Origin of the sequence: Ralstonia sp. Ralssp135 (assembly GCF_047304345.1) — a bacterium.
Taxonomy (GTDB): domain Bacteria; phylum Pseudomonadota; class Gammaproteobacteria; order Burkholderiales; family Burkholderiaceae; genus Ralstonia; species Ralstonia chuxiongensis.
The window spans coordinates 24,043-51,029 of sequence record NZ_JBGLYZ010000019.1 but is presented as its reverse complement, the minus strand read 5'-3'; the positions used below and the strand labels follow the sequence as shown (position 1 = coordinate 51,029).

Genomic DNA, 26,987 nt, shown 5'->3' with positions numbered 1-26,987 from the left:
AAGGAGACACCCCCAATGACCGATCCGAAGCACACCGCCCCGCGCGCAACGTTTTCCCACATGGAGCACGGCACCCGCGAGGACTGGGCCGCCATCTCGGCCGAGTTCATGCCCTATGCCCGCGCATTGCCCGACCGCGTGCTCGCGCACCTGAAGCTGCTCGACGGCGATTGCGGCGGCTTCCCGATCGATCGTCTCGCGCACTCGCTGCAAACCGCAACGCTGGCCCACCGCGACGGCCGCGACGAGGAATACGTGGTCTGCGCGCTGCTGCACGACATTGGCGACACGCTGGGCAGCTTCAACCACCCGGACATCGCCGCGGCCATCCTCAAGCCGTTCGTGAGCCCGGAAAACCTGTGGATGGTCGAGAAGCACGGCATCTTCCAGGGCTACTACTTCTTCCACCATCTGGGGCTCGACCGCAACCTGCGCGAGCAGTACCGCAGCCAGCCCGAGCTGTTCGAGCGCACGGCCGAGTTCTGCGCCAAATACGACGCCGCCGCCTTCATGGCCGATTACGACAACCTGCCGCTCTCGTTCTTCGAGCCGATGGTGCGACGCGTGCTGGCCAAGCCACGCAACTCCATTTACGTGAAGGAAGGCGAAAGCGAGCTGTCCCAGCCGAAAGCCAAGGCAGCTTGATTTGCGGGTCTAGGCCTTCACCACATTGACGGGTGCGCCGGCCGCCCAGGCCGCCACGTTGGCGAGCGTGGTGTCGGCAATGCCCGCCAGCGCCTCGCGCGTGAAGAACGCCTGATGCGCGGTCACGATGACGTTGGGAAAGCTCAGCAGCCGTGCCAGCACGTCGTCCTGCAGCACGTCGGCGGAGCGGTCTTCGAAGAACAGATCCGCCTCTTCTTCGTACACGTCCAGCCCGAGGTGGCCGAGCTGGCCGGTCTTGAGGGCGTCGATCAGGGCGGGGCTGTCGACCAGGCCGCCGCGGCTCGTGTTGATGAGCATCGCGCCCGGCTTCATGCTGGCGAGCGCGCTGGCGTCGATCAGGTGATGTGTGCCAGCGTTGAGCGGACAGTGCAGGCTGACGATATCGGCCTGCGCCAGCAATTCCGGCAGCGGCACGTAGCGCACGCCCAGCGCCGTCAGAGAGGCCTGCGGAAACGGATCGAATGCCAGCAACTGGCAGCCGAAGCCCGCCATGATCCGTGCGAACACCTGCCCGATCTGCCCGGTGCCGACCACGCCGACGGTCTTGCCCGCCAGGTCGAAGCCCAGCAATCCATCCAATGAGAAATCGCCTTCGCGCGTCCGATTGCAGGCACGGTGCAGCCGCCGGTTGAGCGTGAGGATCATGCCAACCGCATGTTCGGCCACCGCGTGCGGCGAATAGGCCGGCACGCGCACCACCGTCAGCCCCAGGCGCTGCGCGGCCGGCAGATCGACGTGGTTGAAGCCTGCCGAGCGCAGCGCGATCAGGCGCGTGCCGCCCGCTGCCAACGCTTCGAGCACTTCCGCGCTGAGCGCGTCGTTCACGAACGGGCACACCACTTCAAAGCCCGCTGCGAGGGACGCGGTTTGCGCGTCAAGGTGCGCGCGCTGGAAAACGAGGTCGAAGCTGTGACCGCCGCGCGCGACTGAGGCACGGAAGCTGTCTTCGTCGTAACGGTGGCTGCTGAAAAAGAGGATACGCATGGCGGTGGGGCAAGCGGATGTGATGCCCGCAGCTTACCCGCACCGCCGGGTGGCGGCACTCAGAGCGTCAGGACGATGCGGCCATCCACCTTGCCGGCCTTCAGATCGGCCAACACCTGGTTGATGTTGTCGAGCTTGTCGCGGTGAATATGGGCGCGCACCAGCCCCTCGGCGGCAAACTCCAGGGACTCTTGCAGATCACGCCGCGTGCCGACGATCGAGCCGCGCACCGTGATGCCATTGAGCACCGTGGAGAAGATCGGCAGCGGAAAATCGCCGGGCGGCAGCCCATTGAGCGAGATCGTCCCGCCGCGCCGCACCATGCCCAGCGCTTGTGCAAAGGCACTGCGCGACACCGCCGTCACGAGCACGCCGTGCACACCGCCGATCTCTTTCTGAATCACGGCTGCGGGGTCCTGCTGCGAGGCATCGACGACGAGCTTGGCCCCCAACTCGCGTGCCAGCGCGAGCTTGTCCGGCGCCACGTCCACGGCCACCACATGCAGGCCCATGGCGATCGCATACTGCACCGCCACGTGTCCCAGCCCGCCAATGCCGGAAATGGCGATCCACTGGCCGGGCCGCGTATCCGTCATGCGGATGCCCTTGTAGACCGTCACCCCCGCGCAGAGGATCGGTGCGATCTCTTCAAAGCTGACCTGCGCGGGCAGGTGGCCGACGTAGTTCGGATCGGCCAGTACGTATTCGGCATAGCCGCCGTTGACGGAGTAGCCGGTGTTCTGCTGCTCGTGGCAGAGGGTTTCCCAGCCGCTCAGGCAGTGCTCGCAGTGGCCACAGGCGGTGTAGAGCCAGGGCACACCCACGCGGTCGCCTTCCTTGACGGCGGTCACGCCTTCGCCCACCGCCGCCACATAGCCGACCCCTTCGTGCCCGGGGATGAACGGCAAGCTGGGTTTGACGGGCCAGTCGCCATCGGCAGCGTGCAGGTCTGTGTGGCAGACGCCCGAGGCCGCGATCTTGACAAGAATCTGCCCGCGCCCAGGTGTGGGAACCGGCACTTCTTCAATGCGCAAGGGCTCGCCAAACGCATGGACAACCGCAGCTTTCATCGACTGGGCCATGAGACATCTCCTGGTTGGGGGGAGATACCAGTCTGGTCGACGCCTGCCCGGAGCGGGTTGATGTGAGTCAACCGCCAGGGCGAGCGAGCGGGGCCGTCAACACTGTTAGCATGCCGGCATCTTCAGTCTTTCCAACGAGCTGCTGCCTTGCCCGTCACTCCCACCTTTCTCTGGCACGACTACGAAACCTTCGGCGCCGTGCCGCGCCGTGATCGTCCGGCCCAGTTTGCGGGCATCCGCACCGATGCCGAGCTGAACGAGATCGGCGAGCCTGTCGAATTGTTCTGCCAGCCGTCCAACGATTGGCTGCCCGATCCGGTGTCGTGCCTCATCACCGGCATCACGCCGCAGCAGTGCGCCAGGCAGGGCGTTCCGGAGTACCGCTTCGCCCAGGCCATCGAGCGCGAACTGGGCACGCCCGGCACCATCGGCGTCGGCTACAACACCATCCGCTTTGATGACGAGGTCACGCGCCACTTGTTCTGGCGCAACCTGATCGACCCGTACGCACGCGAGTGGCAGAACGAATGCGGGCGCTGGGATCTGCTCGACGTGGTGCGCACCACCTGGGCGCTCCGCCCAGAAGGCATCCAATGGCCAAAGCACGAAGACGGCCGGCCGAGCTTCAAGCTGGAGCATCTCTCTAAGGCCAACGGTCTGGTGCACGAGGCAGCGCACGATGCGGTGTCCGATGTGCGCGCGACGATTGCGCTGGCGCGCCTCATTCGCAACGCGCAGCCGCGCCTGTTCGATTTTTGTCTGGCGCTGCGCAAGAAAGACCGCGTGGTGGCCGAGATCGGCGATGCGCCGCGGCCGTTGCTGCATATTTCCGGCATGTACGGCGTGGAGCGCGGCTGCATGGCCGTGGTGTGGCCGCTGGGCGGTCACCCAACCAACAAGAACGAGTTGATTGTGTGGGACCTGGCGTTCGACCCGTCGGAGCTGTTCCACATGGATGTCGCGACGATCCGCGAGCGCATGTTCACGCGCACGGCTGACCTGGCCGAAGGCACCACGCGGCTGCCGATCAAGTCGATCCACATCAACAAGTCGCCCATCGTCATCAGCAACATGAAGACGCTGCAACCCGCGCAGGCAGAACGCTGGGGCATCGACTTCGCCACCATTGAACGCCACGCCGCCATCGCGCAGGGTGCGCCGGACATGCGTGATACGTGGCGTCAGGTGTACGCCCGCGAGCTGGAGCCGATCGAAGACGTTGACCAGAACCTCTACGGCGGATTTGTCGGCAACGACGACCGCCGCCTGCTCAACGAATTGCGCACGCTCAGCGGCGAACAACTCGCGCGCCTGCATGCGGACTTTGCCGATGCACGCCTGCCTGAGTTGCTGTTCCGCTACCGCGCACGCAACTTTCCCGATACGTTGAACGAAGAGGAATACGAGCAGTGGGAGCAACTGCGCGCCGAGCGCCTGTTCGAAGGGCGCGATGGCTATCTGACCTTCGAGGTCTTCGGCGAACGGCTTCAACAATTGGGCGCGGAAGCCACGGAAAAAGGCGACGCGCGCGCGCAGAACATCCTGCAGGATCTGTACGACTACGCACAGCAGATCGCACCGGGCTGACGAAGCGGACGCGCACAAAGAAAAACGGAGGCCGAAGCCTCCGTTTTTTCATGGCGATGCTGAATGCGGATCAGGCCGCCTGCTGTGCCGCCGCCGGATCGCGCCACTGTGTCAGCAACTTGTTCCAGCGGATGCGCGCCGCCGCCAGGTTGGCTTCTTTCACATGGCCAAAGCCGCGGATGTCTTCCGGCAGGCGAGCCAGTTCCACGGCCTGCCCCAGCTTCTGCGCCGTCAGCCCCCGCGCGAGTTCATCCACCAGCGCGCGGTATTCGGCGATCAGCGCGCGCTCGGTGCGGCGCTCTTCGGTCTTGCCGAAGATGTCGAATGCCGTGCCGCGCAGGCCCTTGAACTTGGCGAGCAGCTTGAAGATGCGCATCGTGTTCGGCCCAAAGCGCTGCTTGACCAGGTGGCCCTTCTCGTCACGCTTGGCAATCATGGGCGGCGCAAGCCAGAAGTTGAGCTCGTAGTCGCGGCCGGGCTCGCCCTCGAATTGCGCGCGCAGCTTGTCGAGGAACGCTGGGTCGGTGTACAGGCGAGCGACTTCGTATTCGTCCTTGTACGCCATCAGCTTCGAGAGGTTGCGCGCTACCGCTTCCGTGAACGCCAGCGGCTGGCCTGCGCCCACCACGGCAGCTTCCGCTGCACGCACGCGTTCCACCACCGCGCGGAACTCAGCGGCATACGCTGCGTTCTGGTACGCGGTCAGCAGATCGACACGGCGGGCGATCAGCGTGTCCAGCGAGGGCAGGGCGATGACGTCGGCTTTGGCACGCGGCGCATCGTCGGCGAGCTTGAGCACCGCATCGCGATCTTGCGCGAGGTGGCGGCCCCATTCGAATGCGGTCTTGTTCTTCTCGACGGCCACGCCGTTGAGTTCGATCGCGCGGATGAGCGCGTCGTGCGTCAGCGGAAGCCAGCCTTTCTGCCACGCAAAGCCCAGCACGAGCGGATTGGTGTAGATGGCGTCGCCCAGCAGGCGCACGGCCAGCGTGTTGGCGTCTTCAAACGCGCAGGCATCGCCGATGGCCGCACGAATATCCGCCTCCGCCGAGCTGCCCGGGAAGCGCCAGTTCGGGTTCTTGATGAAATCGGCCGTGGGCGATGCCGTGCTGTTGACGATGGCGCGCGTCTGGCCGTGCTGCACTTTCGACAGCACTTCGTCCGACGCCGAGACAATCGCGTCGCAGCCGATCACCAGGTCCGCCTCGCCCATGGCGATGCGCGTGGCGTGAATCGAATCCGGACGCTCGCCGATCTGCACGTGCGAGAGCACGGCGCCGCCTTTCTGCGCCAGGCCCGCCATGTCGAGCACGGTCACGCCCTTGCCTTCGATGTGCGCGGCCATGCCGAGCAGGCCGCCGATGGTGACCACGCCCGTGCCGCCCACGCCCGTCACCAGCACGCCGTACGCGCGCTGGATGGCCGGCAGCTCAGGATGCGGCAGCAGTGGCAGGCCTTCCATCGACACGCCGTGCGACTCGGGCTTGCGCACCTGCGCGCCTTCGGCCGTCACGAAGCTCGGGCAGAAGCCGTTTACGCACGAAAAATCCTTGTTGCAGGACGACTGGTTGATCTTGCGTTTGGTGCCCAGCTCCGTGTCCAGCGGTTCGACCGACAGGCAGTTCGACTTGACCGAGCAATCGCCGCAGCCTTCGCACACCGCGTCGTTGATGAACGCGCGGCGTGCCGGATCGACCATCGTGCCGCGCTTGCGGCGGCGGCGCTTTTCGGTTGCGCAGGTCTGGTCGTAGATCAGCACGCTGGTGCCTTGCACCTCGCGCAGTTCGCGTTGAATCGCGTCGAGGCGATCGCGGTGGTGCACCGTCACGCCTTCGGGTAGCTTGATGGCGGCGTTGTACTTCTCGGGCTCGTCCGTGACGATGACGATGCGCGATGTGCCTTCCGCATGCACCTGCGCGGCAATCTGCGGCACCGACAGCGGGCCGTCGACCGGCTGGCCGCCCGTCATGGCCACGGCGTCGTTGTAGAGGATCTTGTAGGTGATGTTCACCTTGGCCGCGATCGAGGCGCGAATCGCCAGCAGGCCCGAGTGGTAATACGTGCCGTCGCCCAGGTTGGCGAACACGTGCTTGTCGCCCGAGAACGGCATCTGGCCGATCCACGCCACGCCTTCGCCGCCCATCTGGCTGAAGGTGTCGGTGCGGCGGTCCATCCACACGGTCATGTAGTGGCAGCCGATGCCGGCCAGCGCGCGCGAGCCTTCCGGCACGTTGGTCGACGTGTTGTGCGGGCAGCCCGAGCAGAACCACGGCTTGCGCTCTGCAGTGACGCGCGGCTTGGCGAGCGCCTTCTCTTTGGCGTCGATGATGGCGATGCGCGAGGCAATGCGGGCACGCACGTCCGACGGCAGCTCGAATTTTTCCAAGCGTGTGGCGATGGCGCGGGCGATCAGCGCAGGCGACAGCTCGTAGTGCGCCGGCAGCAGCCAGTTGGCCATCGGCACGGACCATTCGCCGCCGGCGTTGTCGCGTTCGTCAAACTTGCCGTACACACGTGGGCGCACGTCGTCGCGGTAGTTGTACAGCTCTTCCTTGAGCTGGTATTCCAGGATCTGGCGCTTCTCTTCCACCACCAGGATCTCTTGCAGCCCTTCGGCAAAGGCCCGCGCGCCGTGGGCTTCCAGCGGCCACACGCAGCCGACCTTGTACAGACGGATGCCGATACGGCGGCAGGTTTCCTCGTCGAGGCCGAGGTCGACCAGAGCTTGACGCACGTCGAGGTACGCCTTGCCGGCGGTCATGATGCCGAAGCGTGCCTGCGGCGAATCGAGCACCACGCGGTCGAGCTTGTTGGCACGCACGTAAGACAGGCCGGCGTACCACTTGTAGTCGAGCAGGCGCGCTTCCTGCACCAGCGGCGGATCGGGCCAGCGGATGTTCAGCCCGCCCTGCGGCATGACGAAGTCTTCCGGCAGGATGATCTGTGCGCGATGCGGATCGACATCCACCGAAGCAGACGATTCCACCACATCCGTCACGCACTTCATCGACACCCACAGGCCGGAGTAGCGGCTCATCGCCCAGCCATGCAGGCCGTAGTCGAGATATTCCTGCACGTTGGACGGATACAGCACCGGAATGCCGGCCGCCTTGAAGACGTGCTCGGACTGGTGCGCCAGCGTGGACGACTTGGCGGCGTGGTCATCACCCGCCAGCACCAGCACGCCGCCATGCGCAGACGAGCCTGCCGAATTGGCGTGCTTGAACACGTCGATCGTGCGGTCCACGCCCGGCCCCTTGCCGTACCACATGCCGAACACGCCGCTGAACTTGGCGTTCGGATACAGATTGACCTGCTGCGAGCCCCAGACCGCCGTGGCGGCCAGGTCTTCGTTGAGCCCCGCCTGGAAGACGATGTTGTGCCCCGCCAGATGTTTCTTGGCTTTCCACAGGGCTAGGTCCAGCGCGCCCAGCGGCGAGCCGCGGTAGCCGGAGATAAAGCCCGCCGTGTTCAGCCCAGCGGCGCGGTCGCGCTCCTGCTGCAGCATCGGCAGACGCACCAGTGCCTGCGTGCCGCTGATGTAGATGCGGCCACGCTCAAGCGTGTACTTGTCGTCCAGGGAAATGGTTTCGAGCGCGCGGCGTAGCGCGTCGTTCAGAGGGGCATTCATGCGTGCTCCGGGTGGGTGTGTCGGGATCACCGACAGCAGGTCTCTTTTGGTGCTGCCTGCGCCGCTTCTTGTGGAAACTGGCATGCAGCCGTGGGTCGAGGCATCGTAGCATCGCGTGACATTCCGAACACCGTGCAACGCAGCAAGAATGGGGGTGGGTTTTCCCTTGGTTGTGGTGTCCGGTGCACGCATGCACTGCGTTGGAGGACGGGGTTGCGCCGGTTGTGCGGTGCATGCAACGTTTGCGGCGAAATCGGCAAACTTCGGTGAAGAAGCCGCGACCAAGTCACGCAACCCCTGGACTTTCAGAAGCTGCGCCGCCATCCTGCGCAGTTCCGCCCGAATTCCTCAACCCACGATCGTGATCGCTACCGCCTTCGCCACTGCCCAACCTCGGCATACGCTGCCGGCGGCCGGTGCGCGCCTGCGCGGCGGCACCTCGCACGATCGATTCAGCACGCACGCGGCCATCCGGCACTTCTTGCTCGCCCGGCTTGGTGCTGACACGCGCCGGCGCCGGTACGCCTGCCTTCGCCTGATACAACCCGGCGCGGCGGGCGCAGGAACCGCCATGGAACTTACGCAGAACTTCGTCAAGGCCAAACGGCCTTGCGCGGATGGCTACCGCTGGTACATCCGCAACCGCCACAGCGGCACCGATTACCAACACCTGCTCGACAGCCTCGTGCGCGAAGGCCGGATTACCGATGCGATCTGGCTGCTCGACAACTTCGGCCCGACCGACGCCGTGCTCGAAGCCGATGACATCGAGGCCGATGCGCTCGTCTTTGCCGGCACGATCGTCGTGCGCGGCGGCATTCACGTCGATGGCGTGTTGCGCGCCGGCCAGGCCATCCGCGCGGGCGGCGGCGTACGTGCAGGCGAGTCGATCACCGCGGGCGGTGATGTGGAAGCCAAGGCCGGCCTTTACTGCGACGGCGCCGTGCATGTTGGCGGCGACGTGCGCGTGGGCTGGAGCCTGACCGCCGCCGGCGCGCTACGTTGCGGCGGCCTCGTGCGCGTGCATCGCGACCTGCATTGCGATGCCGACATCGATACGGCTGCGGATTTGCTCATCGGCGAGGCACTGGCGGCGCGCGGCAACGTGCGTTGCGGCAAGGGCCTGCGCGCTGGCGGCGAGGTGATCAGCGAGGCCGGCATCGTGAGCGCGAACGGCATCTTCGCCGGCGGCAACCTCTGCGCCGACACGCATCTCGAAGCGGGTTGGGGCATCCGGGCTGGCGGCTACATTGAGGCTGGCGGCGCCATCCGCGCGGGTGAGGGCGTGGAGGCCGGCGGCAAGATCACGGCCGGGTTCGGCTACGGCGTCTATGCCGGGCTGGCGGTGCGCATGGCCGACTGGCCCGTCAGCGCACGCGTGCAGGCGCTCGCGCGTCCTGAAGGTTTGGTCAGCGGATATTGGGAGGCGCCATGAGCTGCGCGCTTGCCATCCCGCCGCCCGTCGAGCAACCGATGCTGGGTTCCGTTTTGAAGCAGTTGCAGCGCTGGGTTCTGCCGCTCGGCCTGCGCATCGACGTCGAGCACGGCAGCGATGACATCGAGCGCGAACTCGATGCGCTGTACGAGCGCATGCACACGCCCGGCACGCCGCTGCACGGCATGACATTCGACGACGGCACCTTGCCAGGCTTCCGCCTGCACACGCGCGAGGCGGATGGCGAAATTTACGTCTACGTTGAGGATGTGGCCGCGGGGCGGCTGGCGGGCTACACCGTGTTCAACCGCTTGATCGAGTTGGACAAGCGCGCCGACCGCGTCCTGCGCGCGCCGCACTCCAAGTACGCGGCGGCGTATCAGCGGCGCGGGCTGGCATCGGCGGTGTACCGGCGCGCGCTTGACGACGGTATGTGCCTGATGAGCGGGGCGCGGCAATCGGCCGGCGCGCATGCGCTGTGGCAATCGCTCGCGGCGCGGTATGCATCGGGCTACGTGGAGGTGCTCGACAAGCGACTGCGCTATCTGGGCGGCCGCGTTGACGGTGAAGTGCTCGACGCTCTGCATACCCGGCGCGTGCTGCTGGGCACGGGTTGGAGCGTGGAGACCTTGGCTGCGGCCACGCAGATGGCCGTCTAACCGCGTCTATGCGGCAACCTGTTCGATCACCTGCCGCATTTGCATGACCAATTCGTCCATCGCCTTGGCCGGCACGTTGCCATAGCCGAGCACGAGGCCGTTGTATTGGGCGCTCTGCGTGCCCGGCAGGCAGAAGCGCGACAGCGGCCGCAACACCATTCCGTGTGCTCGGGCGGCAACGGTTACGTCCACGTCCCGCACCGGTGCGTCGAGCCGCGTCGACAGGTGCATGCCACCGGCGCCGCCCGAAACTGTCACCACGCCGCTCAGATGCGTTTGGAGCGCAGTCTGGAGCGCGTCACGGCGCTCGCCGTACAGACGACGCATGCGCCGCAGGTGCCGCGTGAAATGCCCCGCCTCGATGAACTCGGCCAGCGCGAGCTGTTCAGGCACGCGTCCGCGCAGCATCAGGGCGCCGGCGGTCAGGCGCAACGCAGGTACCAACTCTGGAGGCACCACCATATAGCCCAGGCGCAGCGCGGGAAACAGCATCTTGCTGAAGGTGCCCAGGTAGATCACCGGTGCATCGGCAGCAAGGCCCTGCACGGCGGACAGCGGCGCGCCGCTGTGGCGGAACTCGCTGTCGTAATCGTCTTCGATGATCCACGCGCCGGCTGCGCGTGCGTGCTGGATGAGCGCAAGACGGCGCTCCAGACTCATCACCGCGCCCAGTGGATATTGGTGCGACGGCGTGATGTAGATCAGCTTCGGCGGCGCCTCGCGCCAGTCTTCCGGGCGCGGGGCGAGGCCATCTGCGTCGATACCGATCGGCACGAGCCACAGGTCGGCGGCCAGCAGGGCGGCGCGGGCACCGTAGTAGCCGGGGTTCTCGATCCACGCGGTGTCGCCTGCATCGGCCAGCGTGCGGGCGCACATGTCGAGGCTGTTCTGCGTGCCATCGGTGATGAACACCTGCGACGCGTCGCAGCGCACGCCGCGCGAAACGCGCAAGTATTCCGCTATCGCTTGGCGCAGCGCCACGTTGCCCTCTACCGGGCCATAGCCTAGCTGGCCGGCGCCAACGCGGCGCCAAGCGCGTTCTACGCAGCGCCGCCACTGCGCGAGCGGAAACTCGTCCAGCGCGGGCGTGCCCGGCAGGAAGGGCAGCAGGTCAGCCATTTCGCCCCTTGGGCGTTCGAGCCCGGCCACGCGGCGCGATAGTGCGGGCGTTGCGGGTGGTACTTGCGGCGCCGGTGACGGCGCCCGCTGCAACCCGTGCTGAAGCCCCACATGCGCCACCACCGTGCCTTGCCGCCGGCTGAGCACAAAGCCCTCTGCCGCCAGTTGCTCGTACGCATACAGCACGGAGTTGCGCGCGATGCCCAGCTCTTCGGCCAGCGTGCGCGAGGGCGCCAGGCGCGTACCTTCCTCGATCTGGCCGCTCAGGATTGCCGCGCGCAGGCAGGCGTATAGCCGATGCTGCTGCGAGGCGCGAGCCGCGCCTTCGCCGTGCATCGCGGTGCGTTCGTAGTTCGACAGCAGGACGCCGTAATCCATCGTGGCTCCAAGATTCTGCATTTTGATGGGTCTATGCATGGTGCCACGGTTTTTTTATCGTCGGCATATCGATTACGATTTCGGAGCTTTGCATGTCAAGCACAGAAGCCACATCGCCGACCGCGCGCACCCGTGTGCGCCGCGTCGCGCACCGCGGCCATTACGACCGCACCACGCTGCACGCCATCCTCGACGAGGCTTACGTCTGCCACATCGCCTTTGCCGACGAGCATGGCGTGCATTGCATCCCGACCGCGTGCTGGCGCGAGGGCGACCACCTTTACATTCACGGCTCAAACGGCAGTCGCATGCTGAAGCTGGCGGGCAGTGGGGCGCAGGTCTGCGTGACCATCACGCACATCGACGGGTTGGTGCTTGCACGATCGGCGTTCAACCATTCCATGAATTACCGCTCGGCGGTCATCTACGGCGCGTTCGAAGTCGTGCCCGATGGGCAGAAATCGGCGGTGCTCGATACCTTCATGGAAGTCCTCGCGCCGGGTCGTTCGCAACAGGTACGGCCCGGCAATGCCAAGGAACTCGCCGCCACGACGGTGCTGCGCATTCCGCTGGATGAGGCCGCGTGCAAAGTGCGCACGGGTGGTCCGAAGGACGATGCTGAAGACCTCGACTTGCCGGTGTGGGCCGGCGTGCTGCCGATGGCGCTGTTGCCACTGCCGCCTGCGGTGGACGCCGCGCCTGCAGGTACGCCTGACTACGTGCAGGAGTGGAGGGACAGTGCGCGTGCGCCGGTGAGGGATGCGGTGATGTCGTGAGGGCTACCGGGTGCTAGTTGGTTTTGTTTTGGTCTTAGTGGTGCATCCCTTGTTTCATCCCCTGCCGGGGCTGACTCACTTTCTTTGGCAAGACAAAGAAAAGTGAGTCGGTCCCGGCAGGGAACGAAAGGGGGGTGGACCACCAACAAAAAAACTCAGTGCACCAACTGGTTAATCTCAATAATCGGCATCAACACCGCCAACACGATCAACAACACCACCACACCCATCGTCAAAATCAACGCCGGCTCCAGCAAGCCAGTCAGAAACAATGTGCGACGCTCCAACTCCTGCGCCTCACCCTGCGCAGCCCGTTCAAGCATCGCCGGCAGATTGCCCGTCGCCTCACCCGAGCGAATCAAATGCACCAGCACTGGCGGAAACTGATTCTGCGCCGCCAAGGCCCGCGCCAGCGAAGTTCCTTCCCGCACCCGCGTGGACGCATCCTCCACATTGGTCTTGAGCGCGACGTTGTTCAGCGTCTCCCCCGCTGCCTGCAAGCCCCGCAAAATCGGCACACCGGCACTGGTGAGAATGGCCAGCGTGCTGGCAAACCGCGCGGTGTTATAGCCGCGAACGAGCTTGCCGAACAGCGGCGCTGTCAGCAGCCACTTGTGCCACGACAACCGCAATGCCGGCTGCTTGAGCAGATTGCGGATCAGCGCGCCGATCGCCACCAGAACGATCGCTGCGAGCCATCCCCAATTCCGCACAAAATCGGACAGCCACAGCATGATGATCGTGAGCGTTGGCAGCTTCTGCTTGGTGTTGGCAAACACGCTCACCACCTGCGGCACCACGTACGACAGCAGGAAGATCACGATGGCAAACGCCACCACCGTGACGATGGCCGGATACGTGAATGCCAGCTTGATCTTGGAGGTGAGCGCGTTTCGGCTCTCGATGTAGTCGGCCAGGCGCGAGAGCACGAGGCCAAGATTGCCCGAGTGCTCGCCCGCTGAAACGAGGGCGCGATAGATGTCCGGAAAATCCTTCGGATGCTGCGCCAGCGCCACCGAGAGTGAGCTGCCGCCCACCACTTCCGCGCGGATGGCAGCGAGCAGTTCGCCGACGTATGCACGTTCGGCCTGATCGGCCAGCGCGGCCAGCGCCTCATCGAGCGGCAGACCTGCCACCAAGAGGCTCGCGAGTTGGCGCGTGACGAGCGCGTTTTCCTGCGCCGAGAGCCGCTTGCCGAAGCTCGACCCGCCGCGCTTCGTGGCCTGCGCACCCAGCGCGTCGACCACCAGCGGCGTCAGCCCGCGTGCGCGCAGCAGCGTGCGCGCTTGGCGTGCACTGTCGGCTTCGATGACACCCTTGTCGGTCTTGCCGGTGGCGTCGGCGGCTTCGTAGCGGAAGGCTGGCATGCGCTATTCGTTTGATCGCGCCTTAGTCGCGTGTGACCCGCAGCACTTCTTCCAGCGACGTGGCGCCCGTGTCGATCCAGCGCTGTGCATCCATGCGCATGGTCTGCATGCCCTGGCCGATGGCGAACGCCTTGATCTCGGATTCAGCGGCCTGGCGGTGGATCATCGTCTGAATTTCAGGTGTGACGGTCAGCAGTTCATAGACGCCGGTTCGGCCCTGGTAGCCGGAGTTGCTGCAACGGTCGCAGCCGACGTGATGCCACACCGATTTGCGTGCCGGTGCGGCGGGTGCCACGCCATCGGCAACCGGCGTGCCGGCCACGGCTTCCACTTCAGCAGGCGTGAGTTCGAGCACTTCTTCGCGGCGGCAATGCACGCACAGGCGGCGGACCAGCCGCTGCGCCAGCACACCCAGCAACGATGAGGACAGCAGGAACGGCTCGATCCCCATGTCGATCAGCCGCGTTACGGCTGAGGCCGAATCGTTCGTGTGCAACGTCGCCAGCACCAAGTGGCCCGTGAGTGAGGCCTGCACGGCAATCTGCGCGGTATCCAGATCGCGGATTTCCCCGATCATCACCACGTCCGGGTCCTGGCGCAGGATGGCGCGCAGGGCCTTGGCGAACGTCATGTCGATCTTCGGGTTGACCTGCGTCTGGCCAATGCCGTCGAGGTCGTATTCGATCGGGTCTTCCACCGTCATGATGTTGGTGGAAGCGGAATCGAGCCGCGACAGTGCCGCGTACAGCGTGGTCGTCTTACCTGAACCCGTCGGGCCGGTGACGAGCACGATGCCGTGCGGCTGGTTGATCAGGTGGTCAAAGCGCGCCAGCGTGCCGGCGCCCATGCCGAGCTTGCTCAGATCCAGGCGGCCGGCTTCCTTGTCGAGCAGACGCAGCACCGCGCGCTCGCCGTGGCCGGTGGGCAGTGTGCTCACACGCACGTCCACCGGGCGACCGCCCACGCGCAGCGTGATGCGGCCGTCCTGCGGCAGGCGTTTCTCGGCAATGTCGAGCTGCGCCATGATCTTGATGCGCGAGATGAGTGCGCCGTGCAGCGCCTTCTTGGGACGCACGACGTCGCGCAGCGTGCCGTCCACCCGGAAGCGCACCACGGAGGCATTCTCGAACGGCTCGATGTGGATATCCGAGGCGCCTTCGCGCGCGGCCTGCGTGAGCAGCGCGTTGATCATGCGGATGATCGGCGCGTCGTCTTCGGATTCGAGCAGGTCTTCCACGGCAGGGATGTCCTGCATCAGGCGCGAGAGGTCGACTTCGCCTTCCACTTCGCCCACCACCTGGGCTGCGCTGCCGTCTTGCGCGTTGTAGGCCGTTTGTGTGGCGGTGGACAGCGCCGCCGCGCTAAGCGTCACCAACTGCAGCGCGCCGAACACGCGGCCGAGTTCAGCCAGCGCCGTACGCGAGGTTTCAGGGCAGACCCACACTTCCAGCGTGTCGACGTCCTGGCGGGCGACGAGCAACCTGGCGTCGCGCGCAAACGCATACGGCACCAGCCGCACGGCTGACTGCGAGGGCGGCTCGAGCGTGCTGACGTCGGTGGTGGAAGCTTGCGTTGCCATGGTTCGTTGTCCGTTGTCAGCCACCATTGCGCGGCGCGTTGCCGTCGTAGCCGCCCGAAGTGGGCGCCGCGAAGTTCTGCAGGCGCGGCTGGCTGCGCGTGGTGCCTTGCGGCATCGGCATCGGGGCGCCTGGGGGCACCTGCGTGCCGGCCGGGCCCTTCGGCACGATCGACACATCGCCGTAATTGTCAGCCGGGCGCATGGCGCTGGGCGTGGGCAGTACCGGCGTGTCCTTGTCCGACGTGGTCGGCAGCATGTTCGGCGAGACAAAGCCCTGCTGCGTGTCGCGCATGTAGTTGTAGCGGTTGTCCGACAGCGCGCCCGTGGCATCGGCCGTGCGCAGAATGATCGGGCGCAGGAACACCAGCAGGTTGGTCTTCACGCGCGTCTTGTTTTCCGAGCGGAACAGCGCGCCCAGGATGGGGATGTCGCCCAGGCCCGGCACTTTTTGCTCGCCGTCCTGGTAGTTGTCTTCCAGCAGGCCGCCCAGCACGACCACCTGGCCGTCGTTAGCGAGCACATTGGTTTCGATCGAGCGCACGTTGGTGGTCGGGCCTTGCGCCGCATTCTGCGTGCCCGGCACCACAGCAGACGACTCCTGGAAGATCTGCATCTTCACCAGCCCGCCATCGGTGATCTGCGGCTTGACGCGCAGCGTGATGCCGACGTCCTTGCGGTCGAACGTCTGGAACGGCGTGACCGAAGCCGCGCCGCCGGTCTGCGCATATGAACCGGTCGTGATCGGCACGTTCTGGCCGATCAGGATCTTGGCCTCTTCGTTGTCGAGCGTAATCAGGTTCGGGGTGGACAGCACGTTGACCGAACCATCCGAACCCAGCGCGCTGAGGATGGCGCCCAAACCGCTGCCCCTGTTGAACACCCCGAAGTTGCCGCCGTTGAGTTGGCCAACGCTGTTTGAGAGCGTGCCGACGGCAGTCTGCGCGGCCGTACTGCCGATGCCGCCACTGGTGATCGTGGCAATCGTGCCCGCGAGGTTGATCAGGTTATTGGCGCCGCTGCCGAAGTTGGTGCCACCGCCAAAAAAGGTGGTCGGGCCGCCCGCGCCGGCCATCCATTGGATGCCCAACTGCGACGCCTTGGTGGCCGTCACTTCCACGATCATCGATTCGATGTAGACCTGCGCGCGTCGCGCGTCGAGGTCGTCGATCACGGCGCGCAGGTTGCGATAGACCGGCTCGCTGGCGGTGATGATGAGCGCGTTGGTGGCCGGATCGGCCTGGATGATGCCGCCGGTGGTCGGCGTGTTGTTCTGCCCAAACGAGGCGCGGAACGAAGAGCTGCCGCTGCCCGAGCCACTGCCCGAACCCGAGCCGCTGCCGTAATTGGTGTTCTGTGTGTTCTGGTTCTGCGAGGTGTTCACACCGCCGGCCGGCTGCGAGGTCGCGCCTTGGGCGGCGCTCTGGCCGCCGGGCCCGGTTGATGCCGAGGCCGACAGCGTGGCGTCGGCCGCCACGATCGCGCGCAGCGTGGTGGCCAGCTGCACCGCGTTGGCGTTCTTGAGCGGCACCACCCAGATGTTGCCCGGGCGCGCATTCGGCACGTCCAGCTTGGCGATCAGTTGTTTGGCTTGCGCAAGGCGTGCCGCACTCGACGCACGCACCATCACGCTGTTCGAACGGGGCTCAGCCACGACTGACGTGCGCAGGCTCGGGTCCGACAGTGCCGCGCCGGCGCCCGCACCGCCTGCGCCACCGGCCGACGGGTCGAGCAGCTTCTGCAGCGTAGCCGCCACGTCGATGGCCACGGCGTTCTTCAGCGGAATCAGCTCGGTCTCGCCGGCCACGGGCGTGTCGATCGACGCGATGATGCGGCCGATGCGGCGCAGGTTGTCGGCGTAATCGGTAATGACCAGCGTGTTGTTGGCCGGGTATGCGGTGATCGTGTTGTTGGGCGCGATCATCGGGCGCAGCACGGGCACCAGGTTGTTGGCCGATTCATGCTGCAGGCGGAAGACCTGCGTGACGACCTGTTCGCCGCCGCGCGAGCCTGCCGCGCCCACGCTCGTGGGCGAGCCCTGCAGCTTGGCGTCGGCTTCCGGCACGACCTTGGTGAAACCGTTGCCCTCGACAATCGCGTAGCCCTGCATGCGCAGGATCGAGCCCAGCGATTCCAGCGCCTGCGAGCGCGTCACCGGCTTTTCGGTGACGAGGTTGACGGTGCCCTTCACGCGCGGGTCGACGATGAAGTTCTTGCCCGTGGCCTGGCCGACGGCCTTGACCACCGAGTCCAGATCCGCGTTGACGAAATTCAGCGAGACCTCATCCCCGGGGTTGCCGACGGCGCCGTTCTGGGCAGATGCCGCGCTCGGCGGGGCGGCAAAGACTGGCATCGAGCCGGCCACCATTGTTGCGCAGCATGCCAGGACGATGGCGCGAACGGTGAGTCGGGAAGAGGCGTTGTACATGGTCTCGTTCATGGTTGTCGGCACGCTGGCTCGCGCGCCGGCTTGAGGATCAAAAGCGGAGTCGATGATGCGACCCGTCGCGCGGGCCCAGCAGACTCAACAGGCCAATCAATTGCGGTTCCGACTCCGGCGTGGCACTGGCCACCCCGTCAAAATGTGCGTTGGACCCAAGGGTGCCCTGGCCCTGCAGGGTGAGCGGCCCGGCCAGCGTTGACAGCGACAACTGCATCGGCGCACCGCTCACGCCGCCAAACGACACCACGGCCTGGTAACTGCCCAGCGGCCGCACCCGGCTGAGGCTGGATGATACCTGCTCAAGCGTGACAGTCAGCGCGCCCTGAGCGGCGTTCGGCTGGCCCTTTCTACTGCCGAATTGGCCCGAGAGCGGCGTCCACTGCGCCCGCAGCCGGCCATCCAGCTTGAGCGTGTTGAACGGCGCGCCAATGCCTTCCAGCAACGATGCCGGCAATGCAACCGTGCCAGCCTCTGCGTCCCAATGCCCCGGCGTGACCGTCAGCGTGACCGGCTTCTCCAGCGCGCGATCGTGCGTCAGGTGCGCGCGCAGCGTGCCGGTCAGCAGCGGCAGCATGTCGATCGACCAGGACAGCCGGCCGGGCAGCACGGTGGCGTCGGCCCCGCCGTTGCCTGCGGTCAGCGCCAGCGTTGCGCTGCCGTGCCAGATACTGCCCTGGCTGTCGGCCAGCAACACACGATGCCCCGTGGCCGCGGCCACACGCTCGGCCGCCCACGCGGCCGGATACTGCGCCACCACGGTCAAGCCCACGGCCAGCAGCGCCACGCCACCCCACAGCACGCGCCAGCCGAAGCTCGTGCGCTCGTCGGACTCGGCACGGCGGCGCAGGCGCAGTGGCGGCAGTGATTCAATTCCCATCGGCACGATCGGACCCGTCAGTGGCCCGCGGCGGCAGGGCCTTGCAGCGTCGCCGTCACGTTGACCAGGGCCGTTGCGCCCACGTATTTGATGTTCGTGTCGATCACCTTCATGCGCTGCGCCTGCCGCACCTCCTGCAGCCATTCGGCGACGGCGCCAAAGGGCACCTTGTCCAGTTGCACCTGCACGCTCTCGCCCGACATCGCCATCCGCGTGGCCTTCAGGCCGTGGTTGGTGAGGCTCGTGTTGAGCGCCTGCTGCAGTTCCGCGCCGCGCGGCACGGGCGCAGCGGCAATGGCAGACAGGCCGCGCGCTTCCTGGCCGAGCGTTTCCATCTCGGCGAGTTGGGTACGCATCTGCGGCAGGGCTTTCTCGATGCGGCGCTGGCCTTCAAAGGCCGGCTCCCACAGCACCAGGTAGACGATCACGAGCAGCAGCACCACGCCGCCGCCGGTCAGGATGCGGCGCTCGCGCGGTTCGCGCTGCATCCAGAAGGTCGTGGCCGCATCGCGCACCGAGTCCGGCACGCCAATGCGCGGCAGGCGGCGGGATGATGATCGGGAAGAGGGGGAGGAAGTCGCCATGGAGGAATCGTTATTGGGCGATGGAGACCGTCCAGCGCGAGCCGGGTACGGTGGCTTCTGCGCCGCGCGGGGCCTCGGCGGTGTCCATGTTCAGGCCGACATTGCGGGCGGCGGTGCGCAGGCTGGCAGTGTCGGTGCCGTCCTTGAGCGTGACCGTCAGCGCGCGGCCGTGGTAATCGAGTGCGAGCAGCGCATCGGGCGCGAGCCCGGAGGCAGCCTGGGCAAAGCGATCGGCCAGCGGCAAGAAGTCTTCCGGCGCCGATTTGCCGGCGGCCAAGCGCAGTTGTTCGACCTGGCGGCGCATCTGCGCGGGCGGATCGAGGATCACCGGTGTATTCGGGAATGCCGTCTGCAATTGCGCGCGCATGGCGGTATCGAGCCGCTTCTGTTCGGCACGCAGCGTGAGCCAGCGCGCGTTCATGCCGATGAGCTGCACGACCACCAGCAGCGCGGCCAGCGCGATCGGCAGGCGCCAGAGGCTCCAGTCCATGCCGGCCACGCCGCCGCGGGCAAAGTCGAACTGGCAGAGGTCGGCTTCGCCCGAAGCCAGGGCGTCGCGTGCGCCGGCGGCCCAGGTGGACCAGTCCAGCGTGGCGGCGGCGGGGTCGGCCGACAGAGCGGGCGCCAACTCGCGCAGCGCGGGCGAGACCATCAGCGTGGCTGGCGTGGGGGCAATGCCCAGCCAGTTGCCGAGGTTGGCCGGCAGTACGCGCAGGCCGTAGCCCTCGGCGCGGCCGGTGCGTACGGTGATGTCGATGGCGACGGGCGCGTCTGGGTCAGACGGCGGTGCCGCATCGAGTGCGATGGTTGCCGGGGTGACCGCGGCCACGGTTTCAGCAGCAGGCGCGTCGACTGCGGGTTCAGCGGCAGCGGAAGCGTCGAGCGATGGTTCCGAGCGTTCGACGGCATTTGCCGATCCTGCAATCGGCACTGCGGCTGCGGCAGGCGTTTCAAACGGCACGCAAAGCTGCGCGGGCAGCAGATGGCAGGTGCGGTGCTTGTGGCCGGCAAAGGTATCGAGGATGAAGCGGACCCACGCGCGGTCGGCAATCATCAACGCGCGTGATTGCGGCTCGCGGGGCGCCCGCCAGCCACGCGCAGGAGCATCGCCCAGGCGGGGCCCCAGGGCGATATGGCATTGCTGCGCGTCCTGCACGAGGCGCTCTTCCACCAGGTTGGGCAAGGCCAGGCGCAGCTTGGGCAGCGCCAGCGGCGGCACGTTGGCCGGCACCAGCAGCACGTCGGCGGCGGGCAGCAGAAGGATCAGGCGGTCAGCCGCGGGCAGTTCGTCGGTGCGCGACGTGCCTTCGCGCTGAACACGTTGCGGCCCTTGTGCGCCCTCTTCACGCACCAGCGCGAAGGGTACGGAGGCAAGCGCGCCCGCCGACCAGCGTTCGGGCGATTGAATGGGCCGGTGCGGCAGGCGCACGTACAGGGAGGTCGTCAAACCGCTCCTCTATTGATCTTGAGAGTGTGAATGCGAACTGCCAACGGAAGCGCCGGATTGCGCAAAACCCGCGATGCTGAACGATGCGGATGACAATACGGCGAAGGCTAGGGTCTGTCTACAAGCGGCCCGTACGCACGTAGAGGGGTGTTGCGCCGCCGTCATGACGGAATCTCGTCGATGCGGCGGACCCAGACGATGCGGGTCGCGTTATTGTTGATCGGATCGCCACGTGAAACAAGCGCCACTTCTCCGATTCGGGCGCGCTCGTGGCGGGCCATGCCGTAGACCAGAAAATAGTGGGTCTGCACGTCCAGCAGATTGGCCGCGGCGGTGGTGTCGACCCCGGGCGCGATGCCGCGCAACTGGTTCGTGACATCGCCGATGTTGCGGAAGTAAGCGCGGTCGCGCGCCTGCACCAGCGAGCGGGCGCGGTCCAGGCTCAGGTTCGGGATGACGGCGGCCAGCACTTCGGCGCTGGCCGTGTTGGCATTGATCTGCGTGCGGGTGGGCAACACGATCACGTAGGGGCGCAGCTTGGCGATCATGTCCGCCGTGTAGCCGGGGATCGTCAGTAGGCTGGCTACGTCGTCGAGCGGTCGTGGGCCATTGCTGTTGCTGCCGCCGCTCCCGCCGCTGTCTTCGGCGCCTTGCTGGCCGCCCTGCATGCCTTCGATCGACTGGAAGCCGCCCAGCATCTGCGCCAGGTACGTCGCCGTGACATTGGCCAGGCTGGGGTCGATGCTGAGCGACTGCAGCAGCAGGCCGTAAGCCTTGATGGCGTCCTTGTCGCGGCCGGTAATGATGGTGCGGGCGCCCAGCGTCTGCGCCGTCAGCAGGTTCATCAGGTTGAAGCGTGCCTGGGCATCGAAGATGCGGCCCGACAGGTACGACTCTTCGCCGGCCGTATCCGTGCGCAGCGAGCTGCCGAGGAAGTCCGATAGCTTGGTTTCCTGGATCGGCACGGCCCAGATTTCGCCCAGATGGTCCACCGCGCCGGTGCGGCGCTGGTCATCGCGCAGGATGAGGCGCGCCCAGTCGATGCCGGCCCGCGCGATCCACGTGGCCTGCGCTTTCAGGCGCTGGTTTTCCACTGCGCGGATCTCCACCTGCTGCCGCCACAGCATGCCCGACACAATCACCACGGCCAGCGTGACGACCAGCAGTGCCGTGATGATGGCCGCGCCGCGCTGGCGACCAGCATGCGGATGACGTTGGGCAAGTCGACGGGAGTATCGCGCCATGTCAAAGCCCCGTCATGCAGATGCGCGTGAAGCGCTGCGGCGTGCCCTGCGGCGTCATGCGCACGAGCAATGCCAGTTCCACCGCGCGCACCGAGGCGGCCGGCACCACCACGCCCGGGTTGTTGGCCGGCGGCGCCGACGCGCTGGGCGTGGAAGCCGACGGCAAGCCGGTGAGGGTGGTGGTATTGCTGCCGGCCGGGAACAGCGCCGCAGACAGTGCGCCCGTGTTGTCCATCCAGCCGCCGGGTTCGATCCACGCGCGCGCGCTGATGCTGTCGACGTTGGTGGCGAGCAGGTAGCGCGCAGCACCCACACCGCCCTGGCGCAGGTTGTCCAGTGCGTTGCGCAGGTCGCCGCGGTTGGTGATCGGTTGGGTCTGGAGGCGTTCGAGCCGGCCGTCGACAATGCGGTAGAGCACCACTTGCCAGGCGGGCGGCTGGCCGTCGTCGCGGCGGTCGCGCACCATCAGCACGCGATTGGCGTCCACCTCCACCGGTGAGCGCGACAGCGTGTTCGGATCGGCCAGCTGGGTGCAATCGGCGTCGAACTGGGCGTAGGCCGTTTTGAGTGCTTCGATGCGTTCGTCGCGTTGGGCCAGCGCCTCGTGCGTGCGGGTCATGCTGTCCAGCCCGCGCCAGGCGATCACGGCCAGGATGGCCAGCAGCGTGATCGCCACCAGCAGTTCGAGCAGGGTGAAGCCGCGCGCCGAACGGTTAGAAGACATTGCGCGCATCGTTCGGCAATAGAGTCACGAGCCAGGCCAGTCGCACGGATTTGGACGCGTCCGGATAGACGGACACCTCCACACGGCGGAACACCGGGTTGGGCGTGGTGGCGATGGTCTCTTCGCACCACAGTTGCGTATCGCCTTGCGGGCAGGCAAAACCGCGCGCGCCGGGGTCTGGGAAGACGCGTGCCAGGCGCAGGTTGGCGAGGTGGTTTTCAGCGCTCCAGGTGGCGATCATGCGCGTCTGCAGGGAGTCGCTTGCGGTGGTCATGCTGCCCATGGCGCGCATGGTGGCGGTCAGCGCCACGGCCACGATGGTCAGCGCCACCAGCACTTCGAGCAGGGTGAAGCCGCGCGTGCGCGTTGGACGGTGGCTGCGCGTCATTGCGTTTGCGTCTCCGTCAGCACGCGCGGGCCGCCGTCGGATACCACGTCGACGCGCGAGCCCTGCGAGGTCAGTGCCACGCGCCAAGGCAAACCAATCGCCTCACGGCCGAACACGAGGCGCTGCGGCGCGCCTGGCACCGCAGCGGCACCGGCGACGATCTGTACGTTGTCCATGCCTTGGCGCCAGTGGCCCGGTGCGAGCACGTCCCGGTTGAGCAAGCGCCAGCCATTCGGAGTCGATTCGTAGAAGCGCCAGCCCTGCGCATCGCCTTCCCAAGCCACGGGGCGCGAGGTGAGCTGCGCCTCTTCCTGTGCGAGCTCGATCAGGCGGGCCAGCTTCTGCGCATCGTCGGCCAGTTGCGAACGCCGGTTGGGCGTGGCGTTGACGGCCACCACGGCCAGCACGATGCCGATGATGACCACCACCACCAGCAACTCCAGCAGCGTAAAGCCGAGAGCCTGCCGGCGGCGGTGTGGGTGGCCGAGCATGGTGAGCGGGTGGCTGGGGGACGGCGCTGGCTTAGTTGTCCCAGTTGCCGATGTCGGCGTCGTTGCCCGTGCCGCCGGCCTGGCCGTCTGCGCCGAAGCTGAAGACGTCCACTTCGCCGCGCACGCCCGGGTTCAGATATTGGTACGGGTGGCCCCACGGGTCTTTGGGCAGGCGTTCCAGATAGCCGCCGCCTTTCCAGTTGTTGGGGATCGGCTCGGTGGTCGGCTTGGCGACGAGCGCCCCAATGCCCTGCTCGGTGGTCGGGTAGCGGCCGTTGTCCAGGCGATAGAGCTTGAGCGCCTGCGAAATGGACGCGATGTCCTGTTTGGCGGCGATGATGCGCGCCTCGTCAGGACGGCTCATGATCTTTGGCACCACCAGCGCGGCGAGGATGCCCAGGATCACCACCACCACCATGATTTCTATCAGGGTGAAGCCACGCGCTGCTTGTCGGGCGAGGGCGCGCTGGCGGAAGGAAGAGCGAAGTTGGCCTTGCATCATGGCGACAGAGTTGGCAATAAGGGGAAGAGACACAGTATATCCGTGACATATGACCATATATTGCATGGGAAGGTCATGCTGCGTTGGCTCTAGAGCCGCACCTCCAAGCTGTTCACCGAACTGGCATGAAGGGCGGATAGAATCGGCGTATTCCTACGGTGCCTCGCCTCATTTCATGAACGCTCGACAGTCGTCCCGTCTGCTCAGTCTTGTACTGTTTGCTGCCCTGTGTGCGCTCCTGACGCACTGGGTGCTGACGCTGTCTTCGCTGCGCTCGCTGGGTACGCCGCGCGAGGCACGTGTTGCCCAGACCGACGCGCTGGAGACCGGCGCGGCCGTCACGCTCTTTGGCGGCGGCCCACAGAACGGCCCGCGCGATGTGCAGGTGATGGGCGTGGTGGCCGATCTGGCGGATGGTTCAGGCGCAGCCATCGTGTCGGTGGATGGCGGTGCGCCGCAGGCCGTGCGGGCCGGCAAGTCGCTGTCGTCCAACCTCAAGCTGGTGGAAATCAAGGCGCGCTCGGTGGTGATCGAGCGCAATGGCACGCGCCAGGAGATTCCGCTGCCGGCCAGCGCCGTGGCGGGCGTGTCGCCGGCCAATCGCCATGCGCCGTCCCTGCCGCTACCGCCTGCAGGCGCTGCAGCTCCGCTATCGACGCCCGCTATGCCACCCGCGCCGCCGGTTGCCAACAACCCGGCCAATACCGCCATGCCGGGCGCCATGCTGCCCATTGCGCCCGCTCAGATCAACACGGGTGACGAGCCTGCCAGCCAGGGCGGCGGTATCGTCGGCCCGCGCCACCGCGCGGCTGCGGCCGCACGCAAGGGCGATAACCCCCAGCCGGGCGCCAACCAATAGGCATTGAACGGCCCCGCCGTGCAGTGGCGGGCGCATATTACAGCGCGTGTCATCGGGGTAACAGCGTGTAAAAGCCGGCAACGCGTCGGCATTGTCGGGTTCTAATCCGCTACACAGTCCATGTGAAAAGGAGCTGACCATGACCAACAAACGTGCTGTCCAAGCCTTCCTCGCTACCTCGGCCCTGTTCCTGGCCATGTCGGGCATGAACGCCCGCGCCCAGGATGCCAGCGCCCCAGCCGCCAGCGCACAGGCACCGGCCGCGGCGCAGGCTGCGCCGCAAGCCAATGCCCCTGCCGGCAAGCCGGGCCGCCACGGCGGCGGCCTGAAGGCGCTCGACACCAACGGCGACGGCCAGATCTCGCGCGACGAAGCCAAGGGTCACACCTGGCTTGAGAAGAACTTCGACCAGATCGATACCAACCACGACGGCCAACTCAGCAAGGACGAGCTGGCCGCCTGGCACAAGGCCCACAAGGGCGAGATGCACGAAAAGATGGCGCAACGCTTCGACGCCAGGTTCAAGGCTGCCGACAAGGACAACGACGGCTCCCTGAGCAAGGACGAAGTGCAGGCCGGCATGCCGCGCCTTGCCAAGAGCTTCGACCAGATCGACGCCAACCACGACGGCAAGATCACCGAAGACGAAATCCGCGCCTACATGAAGGCCCGCCACGATGCCCGCAAGGCTCAGAAGAACACCCCTGCAGCCGCGGCCATGCCGGGCGGCCCGTCGGCCACCAAGGGCGAGTGACGCTTCGCCTAAGTCTCCGCACGCAAGCGGCGCCTTCGGGCGCCGTTTTTATTGCCACGCCAATCCGCATCCTCAGCGAGGCGCAAGGCGGGTGTGGCCGGTTTTGCTCCGGGGCCAGTGTCGGATGGCCGCTGCCGCTCACGCCCCAAAAAAAACACCCCGATGGCGAACCACCGGGGTGCGGGTACAGCTTGCCTGAAGTTGAGGGTTTTCAGGCTGGCTGATCGTCGGCCTTGAGCACGCCGCGGCGCATCTGGTCGAGTTCGATCGACTCGAACAGCGCCTTGAAGTTGCCCTCGCCAAAACCTTGGTTGCCCTTGCGCTGGATGAACTCGAAGAAGATCGGGCCGAGCTGGTTCTCGGAGAAGATCTGCAGCAGCAGATCGCCCGGGGCGCCGTCGATCAGGATCTTGCGCTTCTTCAGCTCCGCCACATCCTCGCCATGGCCGGGGATGCGCTTGTCGACCAGTTCGTAATAGGTGTCGATGGTGTCGAGCAGCGTGATGCCGTTGCTGCGCAGTGCATCCACCGTGTTGGCCAGGTTGGTCGAGCCCAGCGCAATGTGCTGGATGCCCTCGCCGTGGTACATGTCCAGATACTCCTGGATCTGACCGGCCTTCTCCGTTCCTTCCTCGTTGATGGGGATGCGGATGTTGCCGCACGGGCTCGTCATCGCCTTGCTCTTCACGCCCGTGACCTGGCCTTCGATGTCGAAGTAGCGCACTTCACGGAAGTTGAAGAAGCGTTCGTAAAACTCGGCCCATTCCTTCATCCGGCCACGGTAGACGTTGTGCGTCAGGTGGTCGATGTAGGTCAGGCCGTGCCCGGTGGGGTTGGGGTTGGCGCCCGCGATGGGCACGAAATCGACGTCGTAGATGCTGATGTTGCCGATGTCGCCGGCCTTCGCATCGTTCTTGCCGGTCCAGCGGTCCACCAGGTAGATGAGCGAATCGCCGATGCCCTTGATGGCCGGAATGTTCAGCTCCATCGGGCCGCTGTGGGTGTCGAAGCCCCAGGCGCCCAGTTCCAGCGCGCGCTTGTAGGCGAACGCTGCATCCTGCACGCGAAACGCGATCGCGCAGATCGACGGACCGTGCAGACGCGCAAAGCGCTGCGCGAACGAATCCGGCTCGGCGTTGATGATGAAGTTGATCTCGCCCTGGCGGTACAGCGTCACGTTCTTGTGGCGGTGCTTCGCGATGGCGGTAAAGCCCATGTTCTCGAACAGCTTGCCCATGGCAACGGGGTCCGGCGCGGCGTATTCAATGAATTCGAAACCGGCGGTGCCCATCGGGTTTTCCCAAGGCGTGAATTGCATGGTGAGTCTCCTGCGGGGCGGGCGCTGTGACAGCGCTCAGGTCTTTGACGATCCTCGCAGTGTAGGAGTGTCGGTCCAAGCAAAAATTGCGAAGTT

The 26,987-nt window shown here is 66.2% G+C and carries 23 protein-coding genes; 7 read left to right on the top strand and 16 right to left on the bottom strand.

All coding sequences use genetic code 11. The annotated features are described in order from the left end of the window. Positions 1 to 15 precede the first annotated feature (15 nt). Entirely contained in the window at positions 16 to 645 is a 630-nt protein-coding gene (locus ACCD03_RS14560; RefSeq protein ID WP_045206706.1) for an HD domain-containing protein, read from the top strand. 9 nt (positions 646 to 654) lie between these two features. Here ACCD03_RS14560 and ACCD03_RS14555 read toward each other — a convergent pair whose 3' ends face one another. Together ACCD03_RS14555 and adhP are read right to left on the bottom strand one after the other, a co-directional pair. Next, on the bottom strand, positions 655 to 1,650 hold the full coding sequence (locus tag ACCD03_RS14555) for a 2-hydroxyacid dehydrogenase (RefSeq protein ID WP_413412119.1): 996 nt from the start codon (positions 1,648 to 1,650) through the stop codon (positions 655 to 657). A 59-nt stretch (positions 1,651 to 1,709) separates the two neighbouring features. Beyond that, positions 1,710 to 2,732 (bottom strand): alcohol dehydrogenase AdhP, encoded by a 1,023-nt coding sequence (gene adhP / locus ACCD03_RS14550; protein WP_253542235.1) that lies wholly within the window; start codon positions 2,730 to 2,732, stop codon positions 1,710 to 1,712. 147 nt (positions 2,733 to 2,879) lie between these two features. Here adhP and sbcB point away from each other — a divergent pair, with 147 nt between their 5' ends. Beyond that, the gene (sbcB, locus tag ACCD03_RS14545; protein ID WP_413412118.1) at positions 2,880 to 4,319 is read left to right on the top strand and encodes an exodeoxyribonuclease I; all 1,440 of its coding nucleotides are present in this window, start codon (positions 2,880 to 2,882) and stop codon (positions 4,317 to 4,319) included. 70 nt (positions 4,320 to 4,389) lie between these two features. Here the strand turns inward: sbcB and ACCD03_RS14540 are convergent, their stop codons facing one another. Next, positions 4,390 to 7,950, bottom strand: coding sequence for an indolepyruvate ferredoxin oxidoreductase family protein (locus tag ACCD03_RS14540; RefSeq protein WP_413412117.1), 3,561 nt, complete (start codon positions 7,948 to 7,950; stop codon positions 4,390 to 4,392). A gap of 571 nt (positions 7,951 to 8,521) precedes the next feature. On the opposite strand from ACCD03_RS14540, the gene ACCD03_RS14535 reads away from it, so the two are divergent. Both ACCD03_RS14535 and ACCD03_RS14530 read left to right on the top strand, forming a co-directional pair. Continuing rightward, entirely contained in the window at positions 8,522 to 9,385 is an 864-nt protein-coding gene (locus tag ACCD03_RS14535; protein ID WP_045206698.1) for a hypothetical protein, read from the top strand. Continuing rightward, positions 9,382 to 10,044 (top strand): N-acetyltransferase, encoded by a 663-nt coding sequence (locus ACCD03_RS14530; RefSeq protein WP_413412116.1) that lies wholly within the window; start codon positions 9,382 to 9,384, stop codon positions 10,042 to 10,044. The genes ACCD03_RS14535 and ACCD03_RS14530 overlap by 4 nt, the downstream gene beginning before the upstream one ends. Positions 10,045 to 10,050: 6 nt before the next feature. Here ACCD03_RS14530 and ACCD03_RS14525 read toward each other — a convergent pair whose 3' ends face one another. After that, positions 10,051 to 11,541 carry a PLP-dependent aminotransferase family protein gene (locus ACCD03_RS14525; protein ID WP_413412115.1) on the bottom strand — a complete coding sequence of 497 codons (1,491 nt, stop codon included), beginning with the start codon at positions 11,539 to 11,541 and terminating at the stop codon, positions 10,051 to 10,053. A 92-nt stretch (positions 11,542 to 11,633) separates the two neighbouring features. Between ACCD03_RS14525 and ACCD03_RS14520 the strand changes: the two genes are divergently transcribed. Further along, on the top strand, positions 11,634 to 12,317 hold the full coding sequence (locus ACCD03_RS14520; RefSeq protein WP_413412114.1) for a pyridoxamine 5'-phosphate oxidase family protein: 684 nt from the start codon (positions 11,634 to 11,636) through the stop codon (positions 12,315 to 12,317). A gap of 155 nt (positions 12,318 to 12,472) precedes the next feature. On the opposite strand, the gene gspF is transcribed toward ACCD03_RS14520, so the two are convergent. From gspF to gspG, 11 genes are all read right to left on the bottom strand, one after another. Continuing rightward, positions 12,473 to 13,684, bottom strand: a complete 1,212-nt coding sequence (gene gspF / locus ACCD03_RS14515; RefSeq protein ID WP_045206694.1) for a type II secretion system inner membrane protein GspF — start codon at positions 13,682 to 13,684, stop codon at positions 12,473 to 12,475. A gap of 22 nt (positions 13,685 to 13,706) precedes the next feature. Then, a complete protein-coding gene (gene gspE / locus ACCD03_RS14510) occupies positions 13,707 to 15,263 on the bottom strand; it encodes a type II secretion system ATPase GspE (protein ID WP_413412113.1) in 1,557 nt (518 codons plus the stop codon). Positions 15,264 to 15,279: 16 nt separating this feature from the next. Further along, entirely contained in the window at positions 15,280 to 17,700 is a 2,421-nt protein-coding gene (gene gspD / locus ACCD03_RS14505; protein ID WP_253542214.1) for a type II secretion system secretin GspD, read from the bottom strand. A 37-nt stretch (positions 17,701 to 17,737) separates the two neighbouring features. Further along, positions 17,738 to 18,580: a type II secretion system protein N gene (locus tag ACCD03_RS14500; RefSeq protein WP_413412112.1), complete on the bottom strand. Its 843-nt coding sequence runs from the start codon at positions 18,578 to 18,580 to the stop codon at positions 17,738 to 17,740. A 17-nt stretch (positions 18,581 to 18,597) separates the two neighbouring features. After that, positions 18,598 to 19,164 carry a type II secretion system protein GspM gene (gspM, locus tag ACCD03_RS14495; RefSeq protein WP_413412111.1) on the bottom strand — a complete coding sequence of 189 codons (567 nt, stop codon included), beginning with the start codon at positions 19,162 to 19,164 and terminating at the stop codon, positions 18,598 to 18,600. Positions 19,165 to 19,174: 10 nt separating this feature from the next. Beyond that, on the bottom strand, positions 19,175 to 20,611 hold the full coding sequence (gspL, locus tag ACCD03_RS14490; RefSeq protein WP_413412110.1) for a type II secretion system protein GspL: 1,437 nt from the start codon (positions 20,609 to 20,611) through the stop codon (positions 19,175 to 19,177). 161 nt (positions 20,612 to 20,772) lie between these two features. Then, positions 20,773 to 21,855 (bottom strand): type II secretion system minor pseudopilin GspK, encoded by a 1,083-nt coding sequence (gspK, locus tag ACCD03_RS14485; protein WP_413412109.1) that lies wholly within the window; start codon positions 21,853 to 21,855, stop codon positions 20,773 to 20,775. Between the two features lies 1 nt (position 21,856). Beyond that, positions 21,857 to 22,588, bottom strand: coding sequence for a type II secretion system protein J (locus ACCD03_RS14480; RefSeq protein ID WP_316679508.1), 732 nt, complete (start codon positions 22,586 to 22,588; stop codon positions 21,857 to 21,859). Further along, positions 22,569 to 22,967, bottom strand: coding sequence for a type II secretion system minor pseudopilin GspI (gene gspI / locus ACCD03_RS14475; protein WP_045206679.1), 399 nt, complete (start codon positions 22,965 to 22,967; stop codon positions 22,569 to 22,571). The genes ACCD03_RS14480 and gspI overlap by 20 nt, the downstream gene beginning before the upstream one ends. Continuing rightward, positions 22,964 to 23,458 carry a GspH/FimT family pseudopilin gene (locus tag ACCD03_RS14470; protein WP_253542202.1) on the bottom strand — a complete coding sequence of 165 codons (495 nt, stop codon included), beginning with the start codon at positions 23,456 to 23,458 and terminating at the stop codon, positions 22,964 to 22,966. Before ACCD03_RS14470 ends, gspI begins: the two co-directional genes overlap by 4 nt. Positions 23,459 to 23,489: 31 nt before the next feature. Next, positions 23,490 to 23,960, bottom strand: a complete 471-nt coding sequence (gene gspG / locus ACCD03_RS14465) for a type II secretion system major pseudopilin GspG (protein ID WP_024977363.1) — start codon at positions 23,958 to 23,960, stop codon at positions 23,490 to 23,492. 175 nt (positions 23,961 to 24,135) lie between these two features. On the opposite strand from gspG, the gene ACCD03_RS14460 reads away from it, so the two are divergent. Continuing rightward, positions 24,136 to 24,819 carry a type II secretion system protein N gene (locus tag ACCD03_RS14460; protein ID WP_045206674.1) on the top strand — a complete coding sequence of 228 codons (684 nt, stop codon included), beginning with the start codon at positions 24,136 to 24,138 and terminating at the stop codon, positions 24,817 to 24,819. A 139-nt stretch (positions 24,820 to 24,958) separates the two neighbouring features. Then, positions 24,959 to 25,573 (top strand): EF-hand domain-containing protein, encoded by a 615-nt coding sequence (locus tag ACCD03_RS14455; RefSeq protein ID WP_045206671.1) that lies wholly within the window; start codon positions 24,959 to 24,961, stop codon positions 25,571 to 25,573. 211 nt (positions 25,574 to 25,784) lie between these two features. Here the strand turns inward: ACCD03_RS14455 and hppD are convergent, their stop codons facing one another. Then, a complete protein-coding gene (gene hppD / locus ACCD03_RS14450; protein WP_045206669.1) occupies positions 25,785 to 26,891 on the bottom strand; it encodes a 4-hydroxyphenylpyruvate dioxygenase in 1,107 nt (368 codons plus the stop codon). Positions 26,892 to 26,987 lie beyond the last annotated feature (96 nt).